The sequence below is a fragment of the Rhizobium sp. BG4 genome, assembly GCF_016864575.1.
Classification (GTDB): Bacteria; Pseudomonadota; Alphaproteobacteria; order Rhizobiales; family Rhizobiaceae; genus Rhizobium.
Genome location: NZ_CP044125.1, coordinates 2,011,425 through 2,031,893 on the forward strand (window position 1 = coordinate 2,011,425; position 20,469 = coordinate 2,031,893).

The following is a 20,469-nucleotide window of genomic DNA, read 5'->3' on the forward strand; positions in this document are numbered from 1 at the left end:
TTTCGCCGCCGTCCTATATGGCTTGTCGACGTCGCGCTGCCTGGCGCGCCGGCTTTCAAACTGACGGAGACATATTGTGGCCAATCAACCCATCATTACTTTCCATGACGGACATTCCATCCCGCAGGTCGGCCTCGGCGTCTGGCAGACGCCGCAGGACATTGCCGCGCCGACAGTGCTGAAGGCGCTGGAAGCCGGCTACCGCCACATCGATACGGCATCCGGATACGACAACGAGCAGGGTGTCGGCGAAGGCTTCCGTTCCTCCGGTCTCGACCGCAAGGACGTGTTCATCACCACCAAGCTGCGCAACACCGATCAGGGCTACGACAATACGCTGCGCGCCTTCGACGGCAGCCTGAAGAAGCTCGGCATGGACTATGTCGATCTCTACCTCGTCCACTGGCCCTCGCCGCATCGCGGCCTCTACCGCGAGACCTGGAAGGCTTTCGTGAAGATCAAGGAAGAGGGCCGGGCGCGCTCGATCGGCGTTTCGAACTTCTATCCCGATCATCTGGAGCACATCATCGGCGATACCGGCGTCGTACCGGTGATCAACCAGATCGAGCTGCATCCCGACTTCCAGCAGAAGGCGGCGCAGGAAGCGCACCAGAAGCTCAATATCGTCACCGAATCCTGGAGCCCGCTCGGCCAGGGCAAGTTCATCGCCAACCCGGTGATCGGCACCATTGCCAAGAAGCACGGCAAGACGCCGGCGCAGGTGATCATCCGCTGGCATATCGATACCGGCCTCGTGGTCATCCCGAAGTCGGTAACGCCGTCGCGCATCGAAGAAAACTTCAAGGTTTTCGATTTCAAGCTGGATGCCGAGGATATGGCTGCGATCGCCAAGCTCGACGACAAGGGTGCGCGAATGGGGCCTGATCCGTATACGGCGACTTTCTAATATCCCGCGGTCAAGACCCCTCCCCAACCCCTCCCCACAAGGGGGAGGGGCCTGCGGCGAGCGCGAGGTTTGCGCACCGGCTCCCTATTTGATGGTCAGTTGGGTCACAGCGGCGCAGCAAGCTAAGCCCCTCCCCTTGTGGGGAGGGGTTTGGGGCGGGGGTCCTCACAAACGAAAAAGGGCGGCTCAAGGCCGCCCTTTTCATCTCTTGAACCTAAAGGCTCAGTTCCATTCGCGAATATCGACGAAGTGGCCGGCAATCGCCGCCGCAGCAGCCATTGCGGGCGACACGAGGTGCGTGCGGCCCTTGAAGCCCTGGCGGCCCTCGAAGTTGCGGTTCGAGGTCGAGGCGCAGCGCTCGCCCGGCTTCAGGCGGTCGTCGTTCATCGCGAGGCACATCGAGCAGCCCGGCTCGCGCCAGTCGAAGCCGGCAGCCTTGAAGATCTTGTCCAGGCCTTCCTTCTCGGCCTGTTCCTTCACGAGGCCGGAGCCCGGAACGATCATGGCGTTGACGGTGGAAGCAACGGTCTTGCCTTCGACGACCTTGGCGACTTCACGCAGGTCTTCGATGCGGCCGTTGGTGCAGGAGCCGATGAAGACACGATCGATGCTGATATCGGTGATCGGCGTACCGGGCTTCAGGCCCATATAGTCGAGCGCGCGCCACTTGGAGGTGCGCTTGGTCTCGTCCTGGATATCATCAGGGTTCGGAACGATACCCTGAACCGAGATGACGTCCTCGGGCGAGGAGCCCCAGGAGACGATCGGCGGCAGTTCGGCGGCGTTGAGCTTGACGATGCGGTCGTAATGCGCGCCTTCGTCGGTCTTCAGCGTCTTCCAGTAGGCGATCGCCTGTTCCAGCGCTTCGCCCTTCGGCGCGCGCGGCTTGTCCTTCAGATATTCGAAGGTGATCTCGTCAGGCGCGATCAGGCCGGCACGGGCACCGCCTTCGATCGACATGTTGCAGATCGTCATGCGGCCTTCCATCGACAGCGCGCGGATCGCTTCGCCGGCATATTCGATGACGTAGCCGGTACCGCCTGCGGTGCCGATTTCGCCGATGATGGCAAGAACGATGTCCTTGGCGGTGACGCCTGCCGGCAGCTGGCCGTCGACCTGCACCAGCATGTTCTTCGCCTTCTTCTGGATCAGCGTCTGGGTGGCGAGAACGTGCTCGACTTCAGACGTGCCGATACCATGGGCGAGCGAACCGAAGGCGCCATGCGTCGAGGTATGGCTGTCGCCGCAGACGATCGTCATGCCCGGCAGGGTGAAGCCCTGTTCCGGTCCGATGATGTGGACGATGCCCTGACGCTTGTCGTTCTCGGAGTAATATTCGACGCCGAATTCGGCAGCGTTGATGGCGAGCTGCTCGACCTGGATGCGGCTTTCCTCGTTCTTGATGCCGAGGTGGCGATCCGGCGAGGTCGGAACGTTGTGGTCGACCACCGCCAGCGTCTTCTCCGGCGCGCGAACCTTGCGGTTCGTCATGCGCAGGCCTTCGAAAGCCTGCGGGGAGGTGACTTCGTGGACCAGGTGGCGGTCGATGTAGAGAAGACAGGTGCCGTCAGCCTGTTCGTCAACCAGGTGATCGTCCCAGATCTTGTCGTAAAGGGTACGCGGTGCGCTCATGGCAGTTCAATCCGTGTTTGGATGCGATGAAAATGGAAAAATGGCGGCAAGGCCCGCCGGCCGTCATTCGATCAACGAAGTCGGCTGTTGAGCGCACCGCAAACCGACGCAAAGAAACGTGCGGGCAGGCGGTAATGGTCCTGCAGCACGAAGATATGCGCGCCAATGCACTTGAACTTGCTTTCCATGGCGCTGGATATAGCGATTTTTCCGCGTGTCGGCAATTCGAATCGTGAGGCGGCCTAGCGGCCTCTTGTCCGGCGCATGCGCATCTCCACCCGCCGCAGCGCCAGAGACAGGCCTATCGTCAGGATCAAGTAGATGTAGGTGACGATCGAATAGGTCTCGAAGAAGCGGAATGAGCCTGACGCATAGACCTTGCCCATCTGCGTGATGTCGGAGACTCCGAGCACGGAAACCAGCGAACTGTCCTTCACCATCGACACGAAATCGTTGGAGAGCGGCGGGAAGATCACCTTGATCGCCTGCGGGAAGACGACCAGCCGGAAGCGGTGGTAGCGCGACAGGCCGAGCGCCTTGGCGGCTTCGATCTGGCCGTGATCGACCGACTGGATGCCTGCCCTGAAGACCTCGGCGATGAACGAGGAATAGCCGATCATCAGCGCGATGATCGCCCGCCACATCAGCGACAGGTCACGCACGAGAATAGGCTCGGCGGCGCCGGCTTTGACGAGCGGCGTGATCAGGAAATTATAGGCGGCAACGATCCCAGGCGCGCCGACGAAGGCGACGTAGAAGAGCAGCACCAGCATCGGGATGCCGCGGATGACCTCGATATAAAAGCGCGAGATCTGCCTGAGGACGACGCTGTCCGACAGCCCGAGGAGGGCGATGCCGAGGCCGAGGACCGTTGCCAGCACGAAGGCGACGATGGTGACGAAGACCGTCACCCACACGCCGTTGACGACGGTCTGGAAGACCTGCGCATAGATACCGTTGGTGACGATGACGATGGCGAGAATGATGCCGATAATGGCAAGGGCGACCAGCCACCAGGGATAGTCGCCCTTCTCGGATCGCGGGGATGGGTGTGGCGCCATCTGCGATGATCCGGAATTACTGGCCCATCTTGTAGTCGAGGAACCACTTCTTGTTCAGGGCGTCGAGCGTACCGTCGGCCTTCAGGCTGGCGATCGCCGCATTGACGGGCGCGACAAGGTCCGAACCCTTCGGGAAGATGAAGCCGAAATCCTCGGTGCCGAGCGGGCCGCCGATGACCTTCAGCGCGCCGTTCGAGGCATCGACATAGCCCTTGGCGGCCACGCCGTCGGTCAGCACGGTATCGACGTCGCCGGTCTTCAGCGCCTGAACGGTGGCGCCGAAGGTTTCGAAGAGCTTGATGCGCGGGTTCTGCTCGTTGCCGTCGAGGATCTCGTAGACGGCGGTGTAGAAGGGCGAGGTGCCAGGCTGAGCGCCGACCAGGCCGTCCTTGAAGGCGCCAAAGGTCTTGCCGTCGGTGAAGCGGCTCTCATCGGCGCGGACCAGCATGAACTGCTGCGAGCGCATATAGGGGTCGGAGAAATCAACCTTCGCCTTGCGGTCGTCCTTGATGGTGATGCCGGTCATGCCGATGTTGTACTGATTGTCGGAGACGGCCTGGATCATCGCGTCCCAGCTGGTGTTCTGGTACTCGACCTTGAAGTTCAGCCGCTTGGCGATCTCGTTCATCGCATCATATTCCCAGCCGATCTGCTTGCCGGACTTCGGGTCGACGAACTGCAACGGCGGATAGGCGTTCTCGGTGACCACGACGACCGTCTTGCCGCCGAGATCGGGCAGGGTGTCGGCGACGGCCGCGAGCGGCGAGAGCGTGAGAGCGGCAAGGCCTGCGAGAATGGTGCGGCGGAAAAGCATGCTGAAAAGTCCCCGGAAAAATGTAGCTGGCGAAAACTGTCATAGAAGAGAAGGCGATGGCAAGAGCGGTGAACTTGCAGTTGCTGCCTTAAAACAGAAAAGGCGGCCGAAGACCGCCTTTTCATGCAATGATTTTGCTTCGCAGAACTTATTCTGCTGCCGGCTCAGCGGCGGCTGCTGCTTCTGCGGCTGCCTTTGCTTCAGCGGCTTCTGCTGCTGCCTTTTCGGCGGCGAGAGCCTGTGCTGCTGCAATCTTTTCAGCTTCGATGCGTGCCTTTTCCTCGGCAACTGCAGCGCGCTCGGCTTCGTTCAGCTTGCGGGCGCGGGTGCCGGTGTTCTCGACGATACGAGCCGACTTACCGCGACGATCGCGCAGGTAGTAAAGCTTGGCGCGACGGACCTTACCGCGGCGAACGATTTCAACGCTTTCGACAGCCGGGGAGTAAACCGGGAATACGCGCTCGACGCCTTCGCCGTAGGAGATCTTGCGAACCGTGAAGTTCTCCTGGAGGCCGCCGCCGGAGCGAGCGATGCAAACGCCTTCGTAGGCCTGTACGCGGGTACGGTTGCCTTCCTTGACGCGGACGTTAACGCGGACGGTGTCGCCCGGGGAAAATTCCGGGAGCGTGCGCTGGGCTTCGATCTTGGCGACCTGTTCGGCCTCAAGCTGCTGGATGATGTTCATGACTCAACCTCATTGTTGGTTCAACAGCCAGAGCGCTCTGAACGATCTATCCTTGGTCGAGCCTCAGATATATGCCGGTGAAGGCAGGAGCGAATTCGTCTGTTTTTCTTTGCTTGGCTGATGGGAGTTTTCCCATTCCGGGCGTGCGCATACCCTATTACGCAGACCTTGTCACCCCTCTCCGCCGGAAAATCCGCAATGCCGGGCGGTTCGCTGCGCTTCTCCGCGCGATCATGGCTGCGACTTCAGTGATTAATTATTTGTCGAATGCCTAATTTAGGAGCAGATTCTGATTCGGGCCAAATCATGACCCGTGGGAATTTGGAGGGGAATGAATGTCGATAAGCAATCCATCGCCTTCGTTGTATAACGAGGACCTGGCGCCTGCAGAGGAGAGGAAGTGGGGCGCCTTCAGTATCTTCAATGTCTGGACGTCCGACGTCCATAGTCTTTGGGGTTATTATCTCGCCGCCAGTCTGTTCCTGCTCTGCGGCAGTTTCATCAACTTCGTGATTGCGATCGGCATCGGCTCGCTGGTCATCTTCTTCCTCATGAGCCTCGTCGGCAATGCCGGCGTCAAGACGGGCGTGCCTTTCCCGGTTCTCGCGCGCGCCTCCTTCGGCACGTTCGGCGCCAACCTCCCGGCGCTGGTGCGCGCGGTCGTCGCCTGCTTCTGGTACGGCGCGCAGACGGCGGCGGCATCCGGCGCCATCGTTGCGCTTCTCATCCGCAACGACAGCATCCTCGCCTTCCACCAGAACAGTCATATGCTCGGCCACTCGACGCTCGAGGTGATCTGCTACGTCATCATCTGGGGGCTGCAGCTGCTGATCATCCAGCGCGGCATGGAAACCGTGCGCAAATTCCAGGATTGGGCAGGCCCTGCCGTCTGGATCATGATGCTCATTCTTGCCGTCTATCTCGTCACCAAGGCCGGCACCTTCTCCTTCGGCAGCGAAATCCCGCGCGACGTGCTGATCGAAAAGACCAAGGACGCAGGCATTTCCTATGAGCCCGGATCCTTCCCGGCACTTGCGGCCGTGGCTGCGACCTGGATCACCTATTTCGCAGCGCTCTACCTGAACTTCTGCGACTTCTCGCGCTATGCCAAGGACACGAAGACCTTGCGCAAGGGCAATCTCTGGGGGCTGCCGATCAACCTTCTCGCCTTCTGCCTTGTTGCCGGTGTCACAACTACGGCCGCCTTCACCGTTTACGGCGAGGTGCTGCTGCATCCGGAAGCGATCTCAGCGAAATTCGACAGCTGGTTCCTGGCGCTGCTTGCGGCTCTGACCTTCGCCGTCGCCACGCTCGGCATCAATGTCGTCGCCAACTTCGTCTCGCCGGCCTTCGATTTCTCGAACGTCTTTCCGCGGCAGATCAGCTTCAAGCGGGGCGGCTATATCGCGGCTCTGATCGCGCTGGTGCTCTATCCGTTCGCTCCGTGGGAAACGGGTGCGGCGCATTTCGTCAACTTCATCGGCTCGACGATGGGGCCGATCTTCGGGATCATGATGGTCGACTACTATCTGATCCGGAAGGGCGAGCTTGATGTTGCCGCGCTCTACCAGGAGAACGGCGAATTCCGCTTCCAGAACGGCTGGCACACGAACGCCTTCATCGCCTTCATTGTCGGTATGGTGTTCTCGTCGATCCTGCCGACCTTCACCTCGATCCTGCCGGATTGGTGGGGAACCTATGGCTGGTTCTTCGGCGTCGGCATCGGCGGCCTGGTTTATTATGTGCTGCGCATGAGCACGCGCGGCTCGGCCGTCGGCGCCGCCACCTGACATGTGATGCGCCCGGTTCTCCGGGCGTCTACTCTTCCAAGAGGTCGGGCCGTCGTTTCCTGGTCAGGGCGACGGCCTGTTCATGCCGCCACTTCTCGATGGCGCCGTGATTGCCTGAGGTCAGAACCGCGGGGATTTCCCGGCCTTCCCATTCCTGCGGACGGGTATAATGCGGATGCTCCAGCAGGCCGCCCTCGAAGCTTTCATGCAGGCCGGAGAGATCGTTACCCATGACGCCGGGCAGGATGCGGACGATCGCGTCCAGGACGGTCAGCGCAGCGGGTTCGCCGCCTGATAGCACGTAATCGCCGATCGAGACCTCTTCCAGCTCACGCGCATCGATGACGCGCTGGTCGACACCTTCGAAGCGGCCGCAGACGATGATGACGCCTTCACCCCCAGCGAGTTCGCGAACGCGCTTCTGCGTCAGCGGTTTGCCGCGGGGGCTCATCAGCAGGCGGGGGCGATTGTCGTTTTCCGAGACCGTATCGATGGCACGCGCGAGAACATCGGGCTTCAGCACCATGCCTGCGCCGCCACCGGCCGGGGTATCGTCGACGGTGCGATGCTTGTCGGTGGTGAAATCACGGATCTGCACTGGTTCCAGCGACCACTGCCCGCGCTCCATCGCCTTGCCTGACAGCGAGAAGCCGAGATGGCCCGGAAACATCTCCGGATAGAGGGTGAGCACGGTTGCCCGGAAGGCCATGACTTACTTCTTTTTCTTCGGCTTGCCGGAGGCGAGCTTGGAGATGTCCTCGGGATCGTCGACGAGACCGGCAGCCATCGGATCGATACGGATCGTGCCGCCTTCAAGATCGATCTCAAGTACCGATGCCTCGGAGAACGGAATCAGCACGGGACGCTTGCCCGGACCCTTGAGCTCCAGAAGATCGCCGGCACCGAAATCGAAGACGCCGGTGATCGTGCCATAGCTGACGCCCTTGTCGTCGAGCGCTTCCAGCCCCTCGAGATCGGCATAGAAGAATTCGTCTTCCTCAAGCTCGTCGTCGGGGAGATTGTCGCGCTCGATATAGAGTTCGAGGCCATTCAGCGCTTCGGCGGCATTGCGGTCGTTGACGCCGCGGAAGCGGACGACGACCATGTTCTTCATTTCGCGCAATTCGAGGACCTCGAAGACGCGGCCATCGAGGCTGTGCAGGTGGCCGTAATCGCCGAGCGCGGTCGCATCAGCGGTATAGGGCTTGACGCGGACTTCGCCGCGGATGCCCTGCGCGCCGCCGATCGTGCCCATCAGCACCGGGTTTTCAAGCTTTGTCATGGTGTCCTTCGTCCGAATGCCGGCATCGATCCGAGTTCACGCTTCTCATAAACGAAGTGCACCGGATTGAAAACGAAAACGGGCGGCATGTCGCCATGCCGCCCGCCCCATAAGGAAATCCTTCTGGGATTATTCTGCGGAAGCTGCAGCTTCAGCGGCGTCAGCAGCCTTCTGAGCCTTTTCAGCAGCGCGCTCCTGAGCCTTCTTGCCCGGCTTTGCCTTTTCCGGGTTGCTCTTGGCGTCGCGCTTTGCGAGGCCGGCTTCGTTGAGGAAGCGGAGAACGCGGTCGGTCGGCTGTGCGCCCTGCTCAAGCCAATGCTTGATACGGTCGTTGTTCAGCTTGATGCGGCCGTCGTTGTCCTTGGCCAGCATCGGGTTCCAGGAACCGAGGTTCTCGAGGAAACGGCCATCGCGCGGCGAACGGGCGTCGGCGAGAACGATGTGGTAGTACGGGCGCTTCTTGGAACCACCGCGTGCGAGACGAATTTTCAGTGCCATGTTCTTTACTCCTTAGGCTTTCTTGGACCGCTTCGTGAGGCGGTTTGTTCACTTTGCTGCGGCGTGGTCCGCAGCGATCTGCTCATGATGCCGGATGACTTCCGTGATGACGAAGTTCAGGAACTTCTCGGCGAAATCCGGATCCAGATTGGCATCCTTCGCCAGGCGGCGAAGGCGTTCGATCTGGTATTCTTCGCGCGCCGGATCGGCCGGCGGCAGCTGGTACTTGGCCTTGAGCACGCCGACCTCTTTGGTGCAGCGGAAGCGTTCGGCCAGGATATGGACGAGTGCCGCGTCGATATTGTCGATCGACTGGCGGTAACCCGAAAGCTGGGCTTTGACGTCTGGATCAATCATGGGGCAGGCGATCCTCTCACTTCTTCTTCGGCAAACCGGGAAGACCCGGGAAACCACCGCCGAGACCCGGCAGCTTGGCGCCACCGAGCCCGGGCAAGCCACCCGGCATTCCGCCGAGACCGGGCATGCCCCCGCCCGGCTTTCCAAGACCCGCAGCTTCGGCCTGCTTCTGGAGCGCTTCCAGCTGCTTGGGGTCGATATTCGAGAGATCGGGCATGCCGCCCATTCCACCCATGCCGCCAAGACCCATCTTGCCGGCAAGGCCGCCCATCATCTGCTTCATCAGGCCGCCCTTACCCTTGCCGCCCATCATCTTCATCATGTCCGCCATCTGGCGGTGCATCTTCAGAAGCTTGTTGATGTCGGAGGCGTCGGTGCCGGAGCCGGCGGCGATGCGCTTCTTGCGCGAATGCTTCAGCATATCGGGGTTGGCGCGCTCGGCCTTGGTCATCGAGGAGATGATCGCCAGCTGGCGGCCGAACAGGCTGTCGTTCAGACCGGCGGACGCCATCTTGTCCTTCATGCCGGCCATGCCGGGCATCATGCTCATGATGCCGCCCATGCCGCCCATCTTCTGCATCTGGCGCAGCTGATCGGCGAGGTCGTTCAGGTCGAACTTGCCCTTGGCCATCTTGGCGGCCATGGCAGCCGCCTTCTCGGCGTCGATGTTTTCGGCGGCTCGCTCGACCAGCGAAACGATGTCGCCCATGCCGAGGATGCGGTCGGCGATACGGCGGGGATGGAATTCCTCCAGCTCGCCCATGCGCTCGCCGACGCCGATGAGCTTGATCGGCTTGCCGGTGACGGCGCGCATCGACAGCGCTGCACCGCCGCGGCCATCGCCGTCCATACGGGTCAGAACGAGGCCGGTGATGCCGACGCGTTCGTCGAAGTTGCGCGCCAGATTGACGGCGTCCTGACCGGTCAAACTATCGGCGACCAGGAGGATTTCATGCGGGTTCGACTTCTTCTTGATGTCGGCCATTTCGACCATCAAGGGCTCGTCGATATGCGTACGGCCGGCGGTGTCGAGAATGACGACGTCGTGGCCACCGAGCTTCGCAGCCTGGACGGCGCGTGCGGCGATATCGGTCGGCGACTGGCCAGCGATCACCGGCAGCGTATCGACGCCGGTCTGGACGCCGAGCTGGCGCAACTGTTCCTGGGCGGCCGGACGGCGCGTATCGAGCGACGCCATCAGCACCTTCTTCTTTTCGCGGTCGGTGAGCCGCTTGGCAATCTTTGCCGAAGTCGTCGTCTTACCGGAGCCCTGCAGACCGACCATCATGATGACGACGGGCGCTACGGCATGAAGATCGACGCCCACGCCCTCGCCGCCGAGCATCTCGATCAGCTCGTCATGGACGATCTTGACGACCATCTGGCCGGGCTTGATCGACTTCAGGATCTCGGCGCCGACGGCCTTTTCGCGAACACGGTCGGTGAAGCCACGAACGACTTCCAGCGAGACGTCGGCTTCCAGAAGCGCACGGCGAACCTCGCGCAGCGCTGCGGAAACATCGGCTTCCGAAAGCGCGCCACGGCCTGTCAGTCCATTGAGAATGGATCCAAGACGGTCCTGGAGGTTTTCAAACATCGGCTCTTCCTTGTGATTTCCGGGATGACGGAAACCTTGTGCTTTTCCTTGACGAAAACAAGACGCAAAGCCAAAAAGCACCCGAGGGCGCATCGCGCTGTCGGGTGTGGACCTCCGGGATCAGGGTCCCGGTCGGCGGCTCGGAGTCATGTCGCTCGTCGCAGAATTGAGGCGCGGTAAACAGGAAAGCGGCCGGAAAGTCAAGCCGAAGCAGCCAAATTAGCGCTTCCGGTTCTTCTCAAACCACGCTTCCGATCCCAAATGCATCATCCCGCCACGAGAGTCCATTCGCTCATGCCCGACGCCAAGATGCGCAATTCCTATTATCAGGGGCCGGTTTCAGACCACTTCGATGGCGTTCAGTTTTTCAATCCTGAAGGGATCGAGCCGCTCGGCTTTCGCGCGCTGATGCGCTGGCAGTTCGGCGGCGGGCGCTTCCGCTGGCCGAAGGCAGTCGACAGCCCATTTCCTCCGGCGAAACCTGCTCAACGCATCGATGGCGAGGATCTGCGGGTGACGATGGTCGGCCATGCGAGCCTGCTGATACAGGTTGCCGGGCTCAATATTCTGACGGACCCCGTCTGGTCGGATCGCGCCAGCCCCTTTTCCTTCGCCGGGCCGCGGCGGGTGTCGCCGCCCGGCATCCGCTTCGAGGACCTGCCGCCGATCGATATCGTACTCGTCTCGCACAATCACTACGACCATCTCGATATCAGGACGCTGAAGAGGCTGTTCGAAGAGCATGGCCCGCATTTCATCACCCCGCTCGGCAACGACACGATCATCCACCGTGCCATTCCCGACGCGAAGATCTCGGACATGGATTGGGGCGACCAGCTTTCCTACTGGGACGGCGTGACGATCGATGCCGAGCCCTGCCATCACTGGTCGGCCCGCGGCACGCGCGACCGGCGCATGGCACTCTGGGCCGCCTTCGTCATCTCGACGCCTGCGGGCAAGATCTACCATGTCGGCGATACCGGCTTTCACGAGGGCATCAATTACAAGGCGACACGCGAGAAGCATGGCGGCTTCCGCCTCGCCATCCTGCCGTTCGGCGCCTACGAGCCGCGCTGGTTCATGAAGGGGCAGCACCAGAACCCGGAAGAGGCGGTGGTTGGCATGGAACTCTGCAACGCCGCCCATGTCGCCGGGCACCATTTCGCCACCTTCCAGCTGACCAACGAGGCGATCGACGCGCCGGTTGCAGCGCTGCAGCAGGCGCTTTCAGCCCGCGGTATCGAACCCGGCCGCTTCCGGCCGCTGCGCGCAGGTGAAGTGTTTGACGTGCCGGTTGCGTGAGCGCCCGGTAAACCACTGGTAATTCGCCCGCGTTTCCGCCATATACAGCCCGAAAGCAATGGAAGTGGCAGCAATGAGCGCAACGGTCGAATTCGCGAAGATGAACGGGCTTGGAAACAAGATCCTGGTTGTCGACATGCGCGGCCGCGGCGACAAGGTGACGCCCGATGCCGCGATCGCGCTGAATGCCGATCCGGATACCGCCTTCGACCAGATCATGGCGATCCATGATCCCCGGGCCGACGGCACCGATGCGTGGATCGACATCCTCAATTCCGACGGCTCGAAGGCGCAGGCCTGCGGCAACGGCACACGCTGCGTCGTGCAGGCACTGTCTGCCGAAACCGGCAAGAAGATCTTCACCTTCCAGACGGTCGCCGGCATTCTGAACGCCGTCGAGCATGAGGACGGGACGATCTCCGTCGACATGGGCAAGCCGGTCTTTGCCTGGGACAAGATCCCGCTCGCCGAAGAATTCTATGACACGAGCCGCATCGAGCTGCAGATCGGGCCGATCGACAATCCGGTGCTTCATTCGCCGTCGGCCATGTCGATGGGCAATCCGCATGCGATCTTCTGGGTCGATAAGGATGTGATGTCCTTCGACCTCGCCCGCTTCGGACCGCTGCTCGAAAACCATCCGATGTTTCCGGAGCGCGCCAATATCACGCTGGCGCAGGTCACCTCGCCCACCTCGATCACGACGCGCACATGGGAGCGCGGCGCCGGCCTGACGCTCGCCTGCGGTTCTGCTGCCTGTGCCACCGCCGTTTCGGCAGCGCGCACCGGCCGCACCGGCCGCAAGGTCGAAATCAAGGTGGCGAGCAGCCCGAATGCCGGTTCGCTCTCTATCGAATGGCGTGAGCGCGACGATCACGTCATCATGACCGGGCCTGCCGAATGGGAATGGTCCGGCATGGTCGATCCGACGACCGGCAGCTGGTCGCGCGATGCGGAGCAGGGAGCCGAGGCGCGGTGAGCGGCGTCGAGGTCATTACCTTCGGCTGCCGTCTCAATACCTACGAATCCGAAGTGATGCGGGCGGAGGCCGAGAAGGCCGGGCTCAACAATGCCATCCTCGTCAATACCTGCGCCGTAACGGGCGAGGCCGTGCGCCAGGCGCGCCAGGCGATCCGCCGCGCGCGACGGGAAAATCCGCATGCCCGCATCATCGTCACCGGCTGTGCGGCGCAGACCGAGACGCAGGTTTTTGCCGAGATGGCCGAGGTCGATGCTGTGCTCGGCAACGAGGAGAAGCTGAAGAGCGCCTCCTATCGCGCGCTTCCCGATTTCGGTGTGTCCGCCGAAGAGAAGCTGCGCGTAAACGACATCATGAGCGTCAAGGCGACGGCGCCGCAGATGGTCAAGCATATCGACGGTCATGTGCGCGCCTTCATCCAGGTGCAGAACGGTTGCGACCACCGCTGCACCTTTTGCATCATCCCCTATGGCCGCGGCAATTCGCGGTCGGTGCCGATGGGCGCCGTGGTCGATCAGGCCCGAAATCTGGTCGAGGGCGGCTATAGCGAGATCGTGCTGACGGGTGTCGATGCCACCAGCTACGGCGCCGATCTGCCGGGCCAGCCGACGCTCGGGCTGCTTGCCAAGACGCTGCTGAAGCAGATCCCCGAAATCCGGCGCCTCCGCCTTTCCTCAATCGACAGCATCGAGGCCGACCAGCATCTCTTCGACCTGATCGGCGACGAGCCGCGCTTCATGCCGCATCTGCATCTGTCGCTGCAGCATGGCGACGACATGATCCTGAAGCGCATGAAGCGGCGGCATAGCCGCGCCGATGCGCTCGATTTCGTCGCGCAGGTGCGCCGTTTGCGGCCCGAGATCAGCCTCGGCGCTGATATGATTGCCGGCTTTCCGACCGAGACCGAGGAGATGTTTGCCAATGCCGTCAGCCTCGCCGAAGAGGCCGGCATCGCACATCTGCACGTCTTCCCCTACAGCCCACGCCCGGGCACGCCGGCCGCCCGAATGCCGCAGCTCGACCGCTCGCTGATCAAGGATCGCGCCGCCAGGCTGCGGGCCACTGGACAGACGCTCTACCAGTCCCATCTCGACAGGATGGTTGGAACGCGGCAATCGCTGCTGGTCGAAAACAACGGCCTGGCGCATACCGAAAACTTCACGCTCGTTGCCGCCCCCGGCCTTCGCCCGCGCTCCATGCTGCAGGCCGAAATCACCGGTCACAACGGCAAGCACCTCGACATGCAATTGACGGCCGCAGAGGCCGCCTGACTTTCACGGAATTCTCATGGCCCTCAGTTTCATCAAAAAGGTCTTCACCTTCGGCAAGCCGCTCGAAGAGGCAAAGCCGCAAGAGGCTGCGCCCGCCATCGAGCCGGTGAAGGAAGAACTGCCGGTTGCTGCCGATCCGGTGCTGCCGGAAGAGGTGGAGACGGCTGGCGGGCCTGTTGCTGATGTTGCCGAGCCTGAGGTGGCTGAGGAAGCGGAAGAGCCGGCGATCCTGCCTGATGTCGCGCAGATGAGCGATGTGGGTGTGGTGCCGTTGTCTTTGCTGGAGGCGGAAGCCGAGGCTGAGATTGAGGATTCTACTGCGATCCCTGCGGAAACACCCCCCTCTGTCCCTACGGGACATCTCCCCCACACGGGGGGAGATCAGGTCGAGGATGCTGTTCCCGATCGCGAAGAAGGCCGCGTAGAGCCGACTGAAACTTTCCCGGAAGAAATCCTCTCGAAGGAAGACGAAAGCCTTCTCGACGCCGAAGTGGCGCAAGACCTCCCCGCTCAGCCAATCTCCCCCCCTGTGGGGGAGATGCCCGGCAGGGCAGAGGGGGGTATCGCACCCGCGGACATCGAAGAAGCGCAGGCTGAACAAGTATCGGACGCCGAAGACGCGCCGTCCGAACAGTCACCCATCCTCCCGAAAGGTTTCGCCACAGGCGCCGCCGCACCAGAACCCGAACCCGTCGTCATCCAGCCGAAGCTCAGCTGGTTCCAGCGTCTCCGTGCCGGTCTCGCGCGCACCTCCTCGCAGCTGACCGGCCAGATCACCGCGCTCTTCACCAAGCGCAAGCTCGATGACGAAACGCTGCAGGATCTGGAAGACCTGCTGATCCAGGCTGATCTCGGCGTCGAGACTGCGATGCGGGTCACCGATACGCTGGCCTCGGAGCGCTACGGCAAGGATGTGACGGGCGAAGACGTCACGCGCATCATGGCAACCGAGATCGTCAAGGTCCTGAAGCCGGTCGCCAAGCCGCTGCAGCTCGATCTCAGCCACAAGCCGCATGTCATTCTCGTCGTCGGTGTCAACGGCACCGGCAAGACGACGACGATCGGCAAGCTGGCCGCCAAGCTCTCGGGCGCCGGGCTGAAGGTGATGGTCGCCGCCGGTGACACCTTCCGCGCCGCCGCGATCGAGCAGCTGAAGATCTGGGCCGACCGCACCAAATCCGAATTCATCGGCACCAAGCTCGGCGCCGATGCCGCCGGTCTCGCCTATGACGCCTTCGAGCAGGCGAAGGCGAAGAAATGCGATGTACTGATCATCGATACCGCCGGGCGCCTGCAGAACAAGGCGGAGCTGATGGCCGAGCTCGAGAAGATCGTGCGCGTGCTCGGCAAGCTCGATCCTGACGCGCCCCATACCGTGCTGCAGACGCTCGATGCGACGACCGGCCAGAATGCCATGAACCAGGTGGAGATCTTCCGCAACGTCGCCGGCGTCAACGGGTTGATCATGACCAAGCTCGACGGCACGGCGCGCGGCGGTATCCTCGTTGCCATCTCCGCCAAGCACAAACTGCCGGTCTATTTCATCGGCGTCGGCGAAGGCGTGGACGATCTGGAGCCCTTCGAGGCCGAGGATTTCGCACATGCCATTGCCGGTATCGGTCAATGATGCCACAGATAAGCCGCCAAGAGCGCGCAAGCCGCGGCCGGTTGAGACCGGCCCGAAACTGACAGGTTTTACGAAAGCATGACCACCGAAAGCGATATCACGCCCTCCGCCGCAGACCGGCATCATCCGCTGCTGAAGCTGGCGCTGGAGCTCGGACCGCTGCTGATCTTCTTCTTCGCCAACCTGCGTGGCCAGTGGCTCGTCGATCGCTTCCCGGCTCTTGCCGAGCTCGGCGGTCCGCTCTTCGTCGCTACCGGCCTGTTCATGGCGGCGACCGTGATTTCTCTGGTTGCCTCGAAGATCATCCTTGGCCATCTGCCGATCATGCCCTTCGTCTCGGGCATTGTGGTGCTGATCTTCGGCTCGCTGTCGATTTATCTCCAGAACGAGACCTTCATCAAGATGAAGCCGACGATCGTCAATGCGCTGTTCGGCGTGGCGCTGCTCGGCGGCCTCGCCTTCGGCAAGTCGCTGCTCGGCTATGTCTTCAATGCCGCCTTCCAGCTCGATGCCGAGGGATGGCGGAAGCTGACGCTGCGCTGGGGCATCTTTTTCCTGTTCCTCGCCGTGCTCAACGAAGTCATCTGGCGGAATTTCTCCGATGATTTCTGGGTCGCCTTCAAGGTCTGGGGGACGATGCCGATCACCATCCTGTTCACGATGGCGCAGATGCCGCTGATCCTGAAGCACACGATCCAGCCTGCGGGAGAAACCGAGAAGTGAGCTTCGACAGTACGGCCGAGCGCACGAAACATCAGACCTTCTGGGTTCTCGCCTGCTTTGCCGTGCTCCTTGCGCAGGTCGTGGCTGAATATTTCATGGGCCGCACGATCATCTGCACCTGCGGATATGTGAAACTCTGGGAAGGTACCGTCAATTCCAGCGGCAATTCCCAGCACCTCTCGGACTGGTACACGCCCTCGCATATCATCCACGGCTTCCTGTTCTATGGGCTGGCGCATCTCGTGCTGCGCGGCAAGCCGTTTGCGGCTCGCCTGCTCCTGGCGCTGGTGATCGAATCCGGCTGGGAGCTGCTCGAGAATTCGCCCATCATCATCGATCGCTACCGCGCGGCGACGATCTCCCTCGACTATTACGGCGACAGCATCATCAATTCGGCAATGGATGCCGTGTTCATGGTGATCGGCTTCTTCTTCGCGGCCCGGGCACCGGTAGCGCTGACCGTCGCGATCGCCATCTTCTTCGAGCTGTTCACCGGCTACATGATCCGGGACAATCTGACGCTCAATGTGCTGATGTTGATCTGGCCGGTCGAGGCGATCAAGACCTGGCAGGGTGCGATTTAGCGGACGTTTTGCCGTGCAGCCCCCTCATCCGCCTGCCGGCACCTTCTCCCCGCCGGGGAGAAGGGAAGATGCCGCGACGTCGCCGATCCCTTCTACCCAGCGGGGAGAAGGTGGCCCGATAGGGCCGGATGAGGGGGCTGCACGGTCAAGCGTCAGTCATATAATGCGACGTTTTAGGACGCCGGCTTCCCCAGCACTTTCTCCATCGCCGGGAAGAGCCCTTCCTTCATGCTGATCTCGTCGAAGGGGCCGACGCGCTTGTAGATGATCGTTCCATCAGGGGCGACGAGATAGCTTTCGGGAACGCCATAGACGCCCCAGTCGATCGCCGCTTTGCCGTTCGGATCGACGCCGATTGCCTTGAACGGGTTGCCGAGTTCGCTCAGGAACTGCAGCGCGTTCTCGCTCTTGTCCTTGTAGTTGATGGCAACGATGTTGAGCCTGCCGTCGGCGGCGAGCTGCTTTAGGATCGGATGTTCCTGCCGGCATGGGATGCACCAGGAGGCGAAGACGTTGACGAGCGTCAGCTTACCCTTGACCGCAGCGTCCGTCAGTGCCGGCAGGTTGGAGCCTTCGAGCGGTGCGAGGTTCAGCGAGGGCGCCTTGGTGCCGAGCAGCGCGGAGGGGATTTCCGAGATGTCCTTGCCGTGGAAGTCCTGGTCGTAGAGCATCTTGGCCGCAGTCGCAGCGATGCCGCCGAAGACGAGGAGCGGGATCAGGGCGACGGCATAGCGGCTGAGGCCACGCGCCTTGGTCTCTTGCGTCTCGGGCGCGCTCATTCGTCATCCTTCTTTCGGGCCGACCGGCGGCGGATGCCGGAGGCTTCGAGGGCAGCGAGCTCCTTCTGGCGGGCGCGGCCGTCGGCCCAGATCCAGAGTGTGACGGCAACCGTCACGAAAGCCGCGAAGCCATAGGCGCTGTAGACGTAGAAAGCATGCGTCATCGATCAGTCCTCGCGGCTTGCCATGCGCGCAGCAAGGCGGCGCTGAGCGGCGACGCGGCGGCGCCAGATCTCGTTGCGCATCGCCATGATGTGCAGCGTGAAGAATAGCAGCGTGAAGCCGACAGCCATGACGAGGAGTGGACGCAGGAATTCGGGATCGATTGTCGGGCCGTCGAGGCGCATGACGCTTGCCGGCTGGTGCAGTGTGTTCCACCACTCGACGGAAAACTTGATGATCGGGATGTTGACGAAGCCGACGAGGATCAGGACGGCGACGACGCGGGCGGCTTTCGACGGATCGTCGATGGCGCGATTGAGGGCGATCAGGCCGAGATACATCAGGAAGAGCACGAAAACCGACGTCAGGCGCGCATCCCAGACCCACCAGGTGCCCCACATCGGCTTGCCCCAGAGCGAGCCAGTGACGAGAGCGAGAAGCGTGAAGGCGGCGCCGAGCGGCGCGGCGGCCTTGGCGGACACATCGGCCAGCGGATGGCGCCAGACCAGCGTGCCGATCGCCGAGATGCTCATGACCGTGTAGCACATCATCGCCAGCCAGGCCGAGGGCACATGGATATACATGATGCGGACGGTCTCGCCCTGCTGGTAGTCGCCTTCTGTCGCGAAGCTCAGATAGAGCCCTACGGCGAGACAGAGGGCAGTGATGCCTGCCATCCAGGGAATGACACGGCTTGCGAGCGCCAGAAACCGGGTCGGGTTTGCAAGGTCGCTGAATTTGCTGATGGCCAGGCTGGTTTCGCTCATGAGCGGTTCTTTACCTTGAACGCGGTTCTCCCGCAATTGATGCCGGTCAACGGCGCGATCAATCCGACGTGTTTCTGAGCGCCAGAGCCGCCGCTGCCGGGCCGATGACGGCGAAGAACAGCGTCAGCGCGATCAGCACGAGGAAGGGCGGCATGAATGGCGCCGGGTCCTCGACGGCCGCGTAGGTGGCGCTGACGCCGAAGATCAGCACCGGGATCGTCAGCGGCAGGACGAGGATCGAGACGAGCAGGCCGCCGCGCGGCAGGGCGACAGCAACGGCCGCGCCGACAGCGCCGATGAAGGTGATCGCGGGCGAGCCGACCAGCAGCGTCAGCATCGTCGCGCCGATCGCCGTTTCGTTCATGTTCATGAAGAGACCGAGCAGCGGCGAGGCGATGACGAGCGGCAGGCTGGTTGCCGTCCAGTGCGCTAGGCATTTCATGAAGACCGTTAGCACCAGCGGCGCTTCCTGCATCAGCAGGATATCAAGCGATCCATCGTCGCGCTCCGCCTGGAAGAGGCGGTCGAGGCCGAGGAGGGCGGCAAGCAGGGCACCGATCCAGACGATCGCCGGGCCGATGCGCGAGAGCAGGTTGAGATCGGGGCCGACGCCGAAGGGGATGACGGCGACGACGGTGAGGAAGAACAGGACGCCGATGAGCGCGCCGCCGCCGGAGCGGATGGAGAGCCTGAGGTCTCGGAGGAAGAGGGCTTTCATGGGGTTTGGCCCTCTATGAATGAAAACCCCTCCCCAACCCCTCCCCACAGGGGGGAGGGATTTAGCCCGCTGCCCTCGTAGTGGAGAATGGCCAACATCTGCTTGGGGGATCGCAAACGTTGGGGAGGGGCCTTTGATGCAGCGGAAAATGAATACTTCATCCCCACACCCCCTGATCCACACCCGCAAATCCCGTCATCCGCAATTCCCGCGCATTCTCCAACCCCAGCGGCTGATGCGTCGCCGCCAGCACGATGCCGCCCTTTCTCTGATGCGCGCCGATCAGCTCCGCAAACAGCCTGTCGGCGCTGGCATCAAGCGCCGCCGTCGGCTCGTCGAGGATCCAGATCGGGCGATAGGCGACGAGCAGCTTGGCGAAGGCGAAGCGGCGTTGCTGGCCGGCAGAGAGATAGCCGAAGGGGAGGTGGGTAATGCCGGAGAGGCCGACAGCGTCGGCGGCATCGGCGATCGACATGCCGGAGACGCCGAGAACGTCGCCCAGAAAGTCCTGCCAGAAGGCGAGATTTTCCTCGACCGTGAGCTCGCTTTTCATCGCGTTCCGATGGCCGAGATAATGGCTGACTTCGCTGGCGCGATGCTCGTCCGAACCGTGCGAATCAGTGAAGCGCACGGCACCCCTTTCGGGGCGAAGAAGACCGGCAACGACACGCAGTAAAGTGGACTTTCCCGATCCATTTTTGCCAGTCAAAACCAATGCTTCGCCGCTTTCGAGGTTGAAGGACACGTCCTCGAAAATCAGGTCTTCGCCCCGGCGCGCAGCGAGTTTCTCGGCAGTCAGGTGCACGGCATTTCCGTTGTTTAAGATTTTAGTCATTGCGTCGCAAAAAATGTCCGAAATGGGCCACGCACTATCTGGCACCCTTCTTAGAAATTATCTATAAGACCCGCAACCACGCCAGCGGTCGGCGTGAAC

At 62.1% G+C, this 20,469-nt stretch carries 22 protein-coding genes; 8 read left to right on the forward strand and 14 right to left on the reverse strand.

Features of this window, described 5'->3' with window-relative positions:
- Window positions 1-76: 76 nt before the first annotated feature.
- Entirely contained in the window at window positions 77-907 is an 831-nt protein-coding gene (locus F2982_RS10265) for an aldo/keto reductase (RefSeq protein WP_203427752.1), read from the forward strand.
- Between the two features lie 222 nt (window positions 908-1,129).
- Here F2982_RS10265 and leuC read toward each other — a convergent pair whose 3' ends face one another.
- The 4 genes from leuC to rplS form a co-directional block, all read right to left on the reverse strand.
- A complete protein-coding gene (gene leuC / locus F2982_RS10270) occupies window positions 1,130-2,539 on the reverse strand; it encodes a 3-isopropylmalate dehydratase large subunit (RefSeq protein WP_112718341.1) in 1,410 nt (469 codons plus the stop codon).
- 242 nt (window positions 2,540-2,781) lie between these two features.
- The gene (locus tag F2982_RS10275; protein ID WP_203427753.1) at window positions 2,782-3,600 is read right to left on the reverse strand and encodes an amino acid ABC transporter permease; all 819 of its coding nucleotides are present in this window, start codon (window positions 3,598-3,600) and stop codon (window positions 2,782-2,784) included.
- A 16-nt stretch (window positions 3,601-3,616) separates the two neighbouring features.
- A complete protein-coding gene (locus tag F2982_RS10280; protein WP_203427754.1) occupies window positions 3,617-4,414 on the reverse strand; it encodes a transporter substrate-binding domain-containing protein in 798 nt (265 codons plus the stop codon).
- Window positions 4,415-4,562: 148 nt separating this feature from the next.
- Window positions 4,563-5,099, reverse strand: a complete 537-nt coding sequence (gene rplS / locus F2982_RS10285; protein ID WP_112718353.1) for a 50S ribosomal protein L19 — start codon at window positions 5,097-5,099, stop codon at window positions 4,563-4,565.
- A gap of 335 nt (window positions 5,100-5,434) precedes the next feature.
- On the opposite strand from rplS, the gene F2982_RS10290 reads away from it, so the two are divergent.
- Complete coding sequence (locus tag F2982_RS10290; protein WP_112718355.1) at window positions 5,435-6,889, forward strand: NCS1 family nucleobase:cation symporter-1; 1,455 nt, start codon at window positions 5,435-5,437, stop codon at window positions 6,887-6,889.
- 28 nt (window positions 6,890-6,917) lie between these two features.
- On the opposite strand, the gene trmD is transcribed toward F2982_RS10290, so the two are convergent.
- From trmD to ffh, 5 genes are all read right to left on the reverse strand, one after another.
- Window positions 6,918-7,598: a tRNA (guanosine(37)-N1)-methyltransferase TrmD gene (trmD, locus tag F2982_RS10295; RefSeq protein WP_203427755.1), complete on the reverse strand. Its 681-nt coding sequence runs from the start codon at window positions 7,596-7,598 to the stop codon at window positions 6,918-6,920.
- Window positions 7,599-7,601: 3 nt separating this feature from the next.
- Window positions 7,602-8,171, reverse strand: a complete 570-nt coding sequence (gene rimM, locus F2982_RS10300; protein ID WP_112718359.1) for a ribosome maturation factor RimM — start codon at window positions 8,169-8,171, stop codon at window positions 7,602-7,604.
- 129 nt (window positions 8,172-8,300) lie between these two features.
- A complete protein-coding gene (rpsP, locus tag F2982_RS10305; RefSeq protein ID WP_112718361.1) occupies window positions 8,301-8,669 on the reverse strand; it encodes a 30S ribosomal protein S16 in 369 nt (122 codons plus the stop codon).
- A 48-nt stretch (window positions 8,670-8,717) separates the two neighbouring features.
- On the reverse strand, window positions 8,718-9,026 hold the full coding sequence (locus F2982_RS10310; protein WP_112718363.1) for a chorismate mutase: 309 nt from the start codon (window positions 9,024-9,026) through the stop codon (window positions 8,718-8,720).
- A 16-nt stretch (window positions 9,027-9,042) separates the two neighbouring features.
- On the reverse strand, window positions 9,043-10,623 hold the full coding sequence (gene ffh / locus F2982_RS10315) for a signal recognition particle protein (RefSeq protein ID WP_199627911.1): 1,581 nt from the start codon (window positions 10,621-10,623) through the stop codon (window positions 9,043-9,045).
- A gap of 294 nt (window positions 10,624-10,917) precedes the next feature.
- Between ffh and F2982_RS10320 the strand changes: the two genes are divergently transcribed.
- The 6 genes from F2982_RS10320 (at window position 10,918) to F2982_RS10345 (ending at window position 17,109) form a co-directional block, all read left to right on the forward strand.
- Complete coding sequence (locus F2982_RS10320; protein ID WP_203427756.1) at window positions 10,918-11,925, forward strand: MBL fold metallo-hydrolase; 1,008 nt, start codon at window positions 10,918-10,920, stop codon at window positions 11,923-11,925.
- A 73-nt stretch (window positions 11,926-11,998) separates the two neighbouring features.
- Window positions 11,999-12,904, forward strand: a complete 906-nt coding sequence (gene dapF / locus F2982_RS10325; protein WP_203427757.1) for a diaminopimelate epimerase — start codon at window positions 11,999-12,001, stop codon at window positions 12,902-12,904.
- Window positions 12,901-14,175 carry a tRNA (N(6)-L-threonylcarbamoyladenosine(37)-C(2))-methylthiotransferase MtaB gene (mtaB, locus tag F2982_RS10330; protein WP_203427758.1) on the forward strand — a complete coding sequence of 425 codons (1,275 nt, stop codon included), beginning with the start codon at window positions 12,901-12,903 and terminating at the stop codon, window positions 14,173-14,175. The genes dapF and mtaB overlap by 4 nt, the downstream gene beginning before the upstream one ends.
- Before the next feature lie 16 nt (window positions 14,176-14,191).
- The gene (gene ftsY, locus F2982_RS10335; RefSeq protein ID WP_203427759.1) at window positions 14,192-15,802 is read left to right on the forward strand and encodes a signal recognition particle-docking protein FtsY; all 1,611 of its coding nucleotides are present in this window, start codon (window positions 14,192-14,194) and stop codon (window positions 15,800-15,802) included.
- Window positions 15,803-15,880: 78 nt separating this feature from the next.
- The gene (locus F2982_RS10340) at window positions 15,881-16,525 is read left to right on the forward strand and encodes a septation protein A (protein ID WP_130283199.1); all 645 of its coding nucleotides are present in this window, start codon (window positions 15,881-15,883) and stop codon (window positions 16,523-16,525) included.
- On the forward strand, window positions 16,522-17,109 hold the full coding sequence (locus F2982_RS10345; protein ID WP_130283201.1) for a DUF2585 domain-containing protein: 588 nt from the start codon (window positions 16,522-16,524) through the stop codon (window positions 17,107-17,109). The genes F2982_RS10340 and F2982_RS10345 overlap by 4 nt, the downstream gene beginning before the upstream one ends.
- Before the next feature lie 173 nt (window positions 17,110-17,282).
- On the opposite strand, the gene F2982_RS10350 is transcribed toward F2982_RS10345, so the two are convergent.
- From F2982_RS10350 to ccmA, 5 genes are all read right to left on the reverse strand, one after another.
- Complete coding sequence (locus F2982_RS10350; RefSeq protein ID WP_203427760.1) at window positions 17,283-17,888, reverse strand: DsbE family thiol:disulfide interchange protein; 606 nt, start codon at window positions 17,886-17,888, stop codon at window positions 17,283-17,285.
- Window positions 17,885-18,052, reverse strand: coding sequence for a heme exporter protein CcmD (gene ccmD, locus F2982_RS10355; RefSeq protein WP_203427761.1), 168 nt, complete (start codon window positions 18,050-18,052; stop codon window positions 17,885-17,887). The genes F2982_RS10350 and ccmD overlap by 4 nt, the downstream gene beginning before the upstream one ends.
- Window positions 18,053-18,055: 3 nt before the next feature.
- Complete coding sequence (locus tag F2982_RS10360) at window positions 18,056-18,817, reverse strand: heme ABC transporter permease (RefSeq protein WP_203427762.1); 762 nt, start codon at window positions 18,815-18,817, stop codon at window positions 18,056-18,058.
- A 58-nt stretch (window positions 18,818-18,875) separates the two neighbouring features.
- Window positions 18,876-19,535 (reverse strand): heme exporter protein CcmB, encoded by a 660-nt coding sequence (gene ccmB, locus F2982_RS10365; RefSeq protein WP_203427763.1) that lies wholly within the window; start codon window positions 19,533-19,535, stop codon window positions 18,876-18,878.
- Between the two features lie 157 nt (window positions 19,536-19,692).
- Window positions 19,693-20,340, reverse strand: a complete 648-nt coding sequence (ccmA, locus tag F2982_RS10370; RefSeq protein ID WP_203427764.1) for a heme ABC exporter ATP-binding protein CcmA — start codon at window positions 20,338-20,340, stop codon at window positions 19,693-19,695.
- Window positions 20,341-20,469: the final 129 nt, after the last annotated feature.

Bases quoted from the DNA above. Each gene is read 5' to 3' on its own strand.
- leuC (WP_112718341.1), bottom strand. From the start codon at position 2,539: ATGAGCGCACCGCGTACCCTTTACGACAAGATCTGGGACGATCACCTG.
- F2982_RS10275 (WP_203427753.1), bottom strand. From the start codon at position 3,600: ATGGCGCCACACCCATCCCCGCGATCCGAGAAGGGCGACTATCCCTGG.
- F2982_RS10280 (WP_203427754.1), bottom strand. From the start codon at position 4,414: ATGCTTTTCCGCCGCACCATTCTCGCAGGCCTTGCCGCTCTCACGCTC.
- rplS (WP_112718353.1), bottom strand. From the start codon at position 5,099: ATGAACATCATCCAGCAGCTTGAGGCCGAACAGGTCGCCAAGATCGAA.
- F2982_RS10290 (WP_112718355.1), top strand. From the start codon at position 5,435: ATGTCGATAAGCAATCCATCGCCTTCGTTGTATAACGAGGACCTGGCG.
- trmD (WP_203427755.1), bottom strand. From the start codon at position 7,598: ATGGCCTTCCGGGCAACCGTGCTCACCCTCTATCCGGAGATGTTTCCG.
- rimM (WP_112718359.1), bottom strand. From the start codon at position 8,171: ATGACAAAGCTTGAAAACCCGGTGCTGATGGGCACGATCGGCGGCGCG.
- rpsP (WP_112718361.1), bottom strand. From the start codon at position 8,669: ATGGCACTGAAAATTCGTCTCGCACGCGGTGGTTCCAAGAAGCGCCCG.
- F2982_RS10310 (WP_112718363.1), bottom strand. From the start codon at position 9,026: ATGATTGATCCAGACGTCAAAGCCCAGCTTTCGGGTTACCGCCAGTCG.
- ffh (WP_199627911.1), bottom strand. From the start codon at position 10,623: ATGTTTGAAAACCTCCAGGACCGTCTTGGATCCATTCTCAATGGACTG.
- F2982_RS10320 (WP_203427756.1), top strand. From the start codon at position 10,918: ATGCCCGACGCCAAGATGCGCAATTCCTATTATCAGGGGCCGGTTTCA.
- dapF (WP_203427757.1), top strand. From the start codon at position 11,999: ATGAGCGCAACGGTCGAATTCGCGAAGATGAACGGGCTTGGAAACAAG.
- ftsY (WP_203427759.1), top strand. From the start codon at position 14,192: ATGGCCCTCAGTTTCATCAAAAAGGTCTTCACCTTCGGCAAGCCGCTC.
- F2982_RS10340 (WP_130283199.1), top strand. From the start codon at position 15,881: ATGACCACCGAAAGCGATATCACGCCCTCCGCCGCAGACCGGCATCAT.
- F2982_RS10350 (WP_203427760.1), bottom strand. From the start codon at position 17,888: ATGAGCGCGCCCGAGACGCAAGAGACCAAGGCGCGTGGCCTCAGCCGC.
- ccmD (WP_203427761.1), bottom strand. From the start codon at position 18,052: ATGACGCATGCTTTCTACGTCTACAGCGCCTATGGCTTCGCGGCTTTC.
- F2982_RS10360 (WP_203427762.1), bottom strand. From the start codon at position 18,817: ATGAGCGAAACCAGCCTGGCCATCAGCAAATTCAGCGACCTTGCAAAC.
- ccmB (WP_203427763.1), bottom strand. From the start codon at position 19,535: ATGAAAGCCCTCTTCCTCCGAGACCTCAGGCTCTCCATCCGCTCCGGC.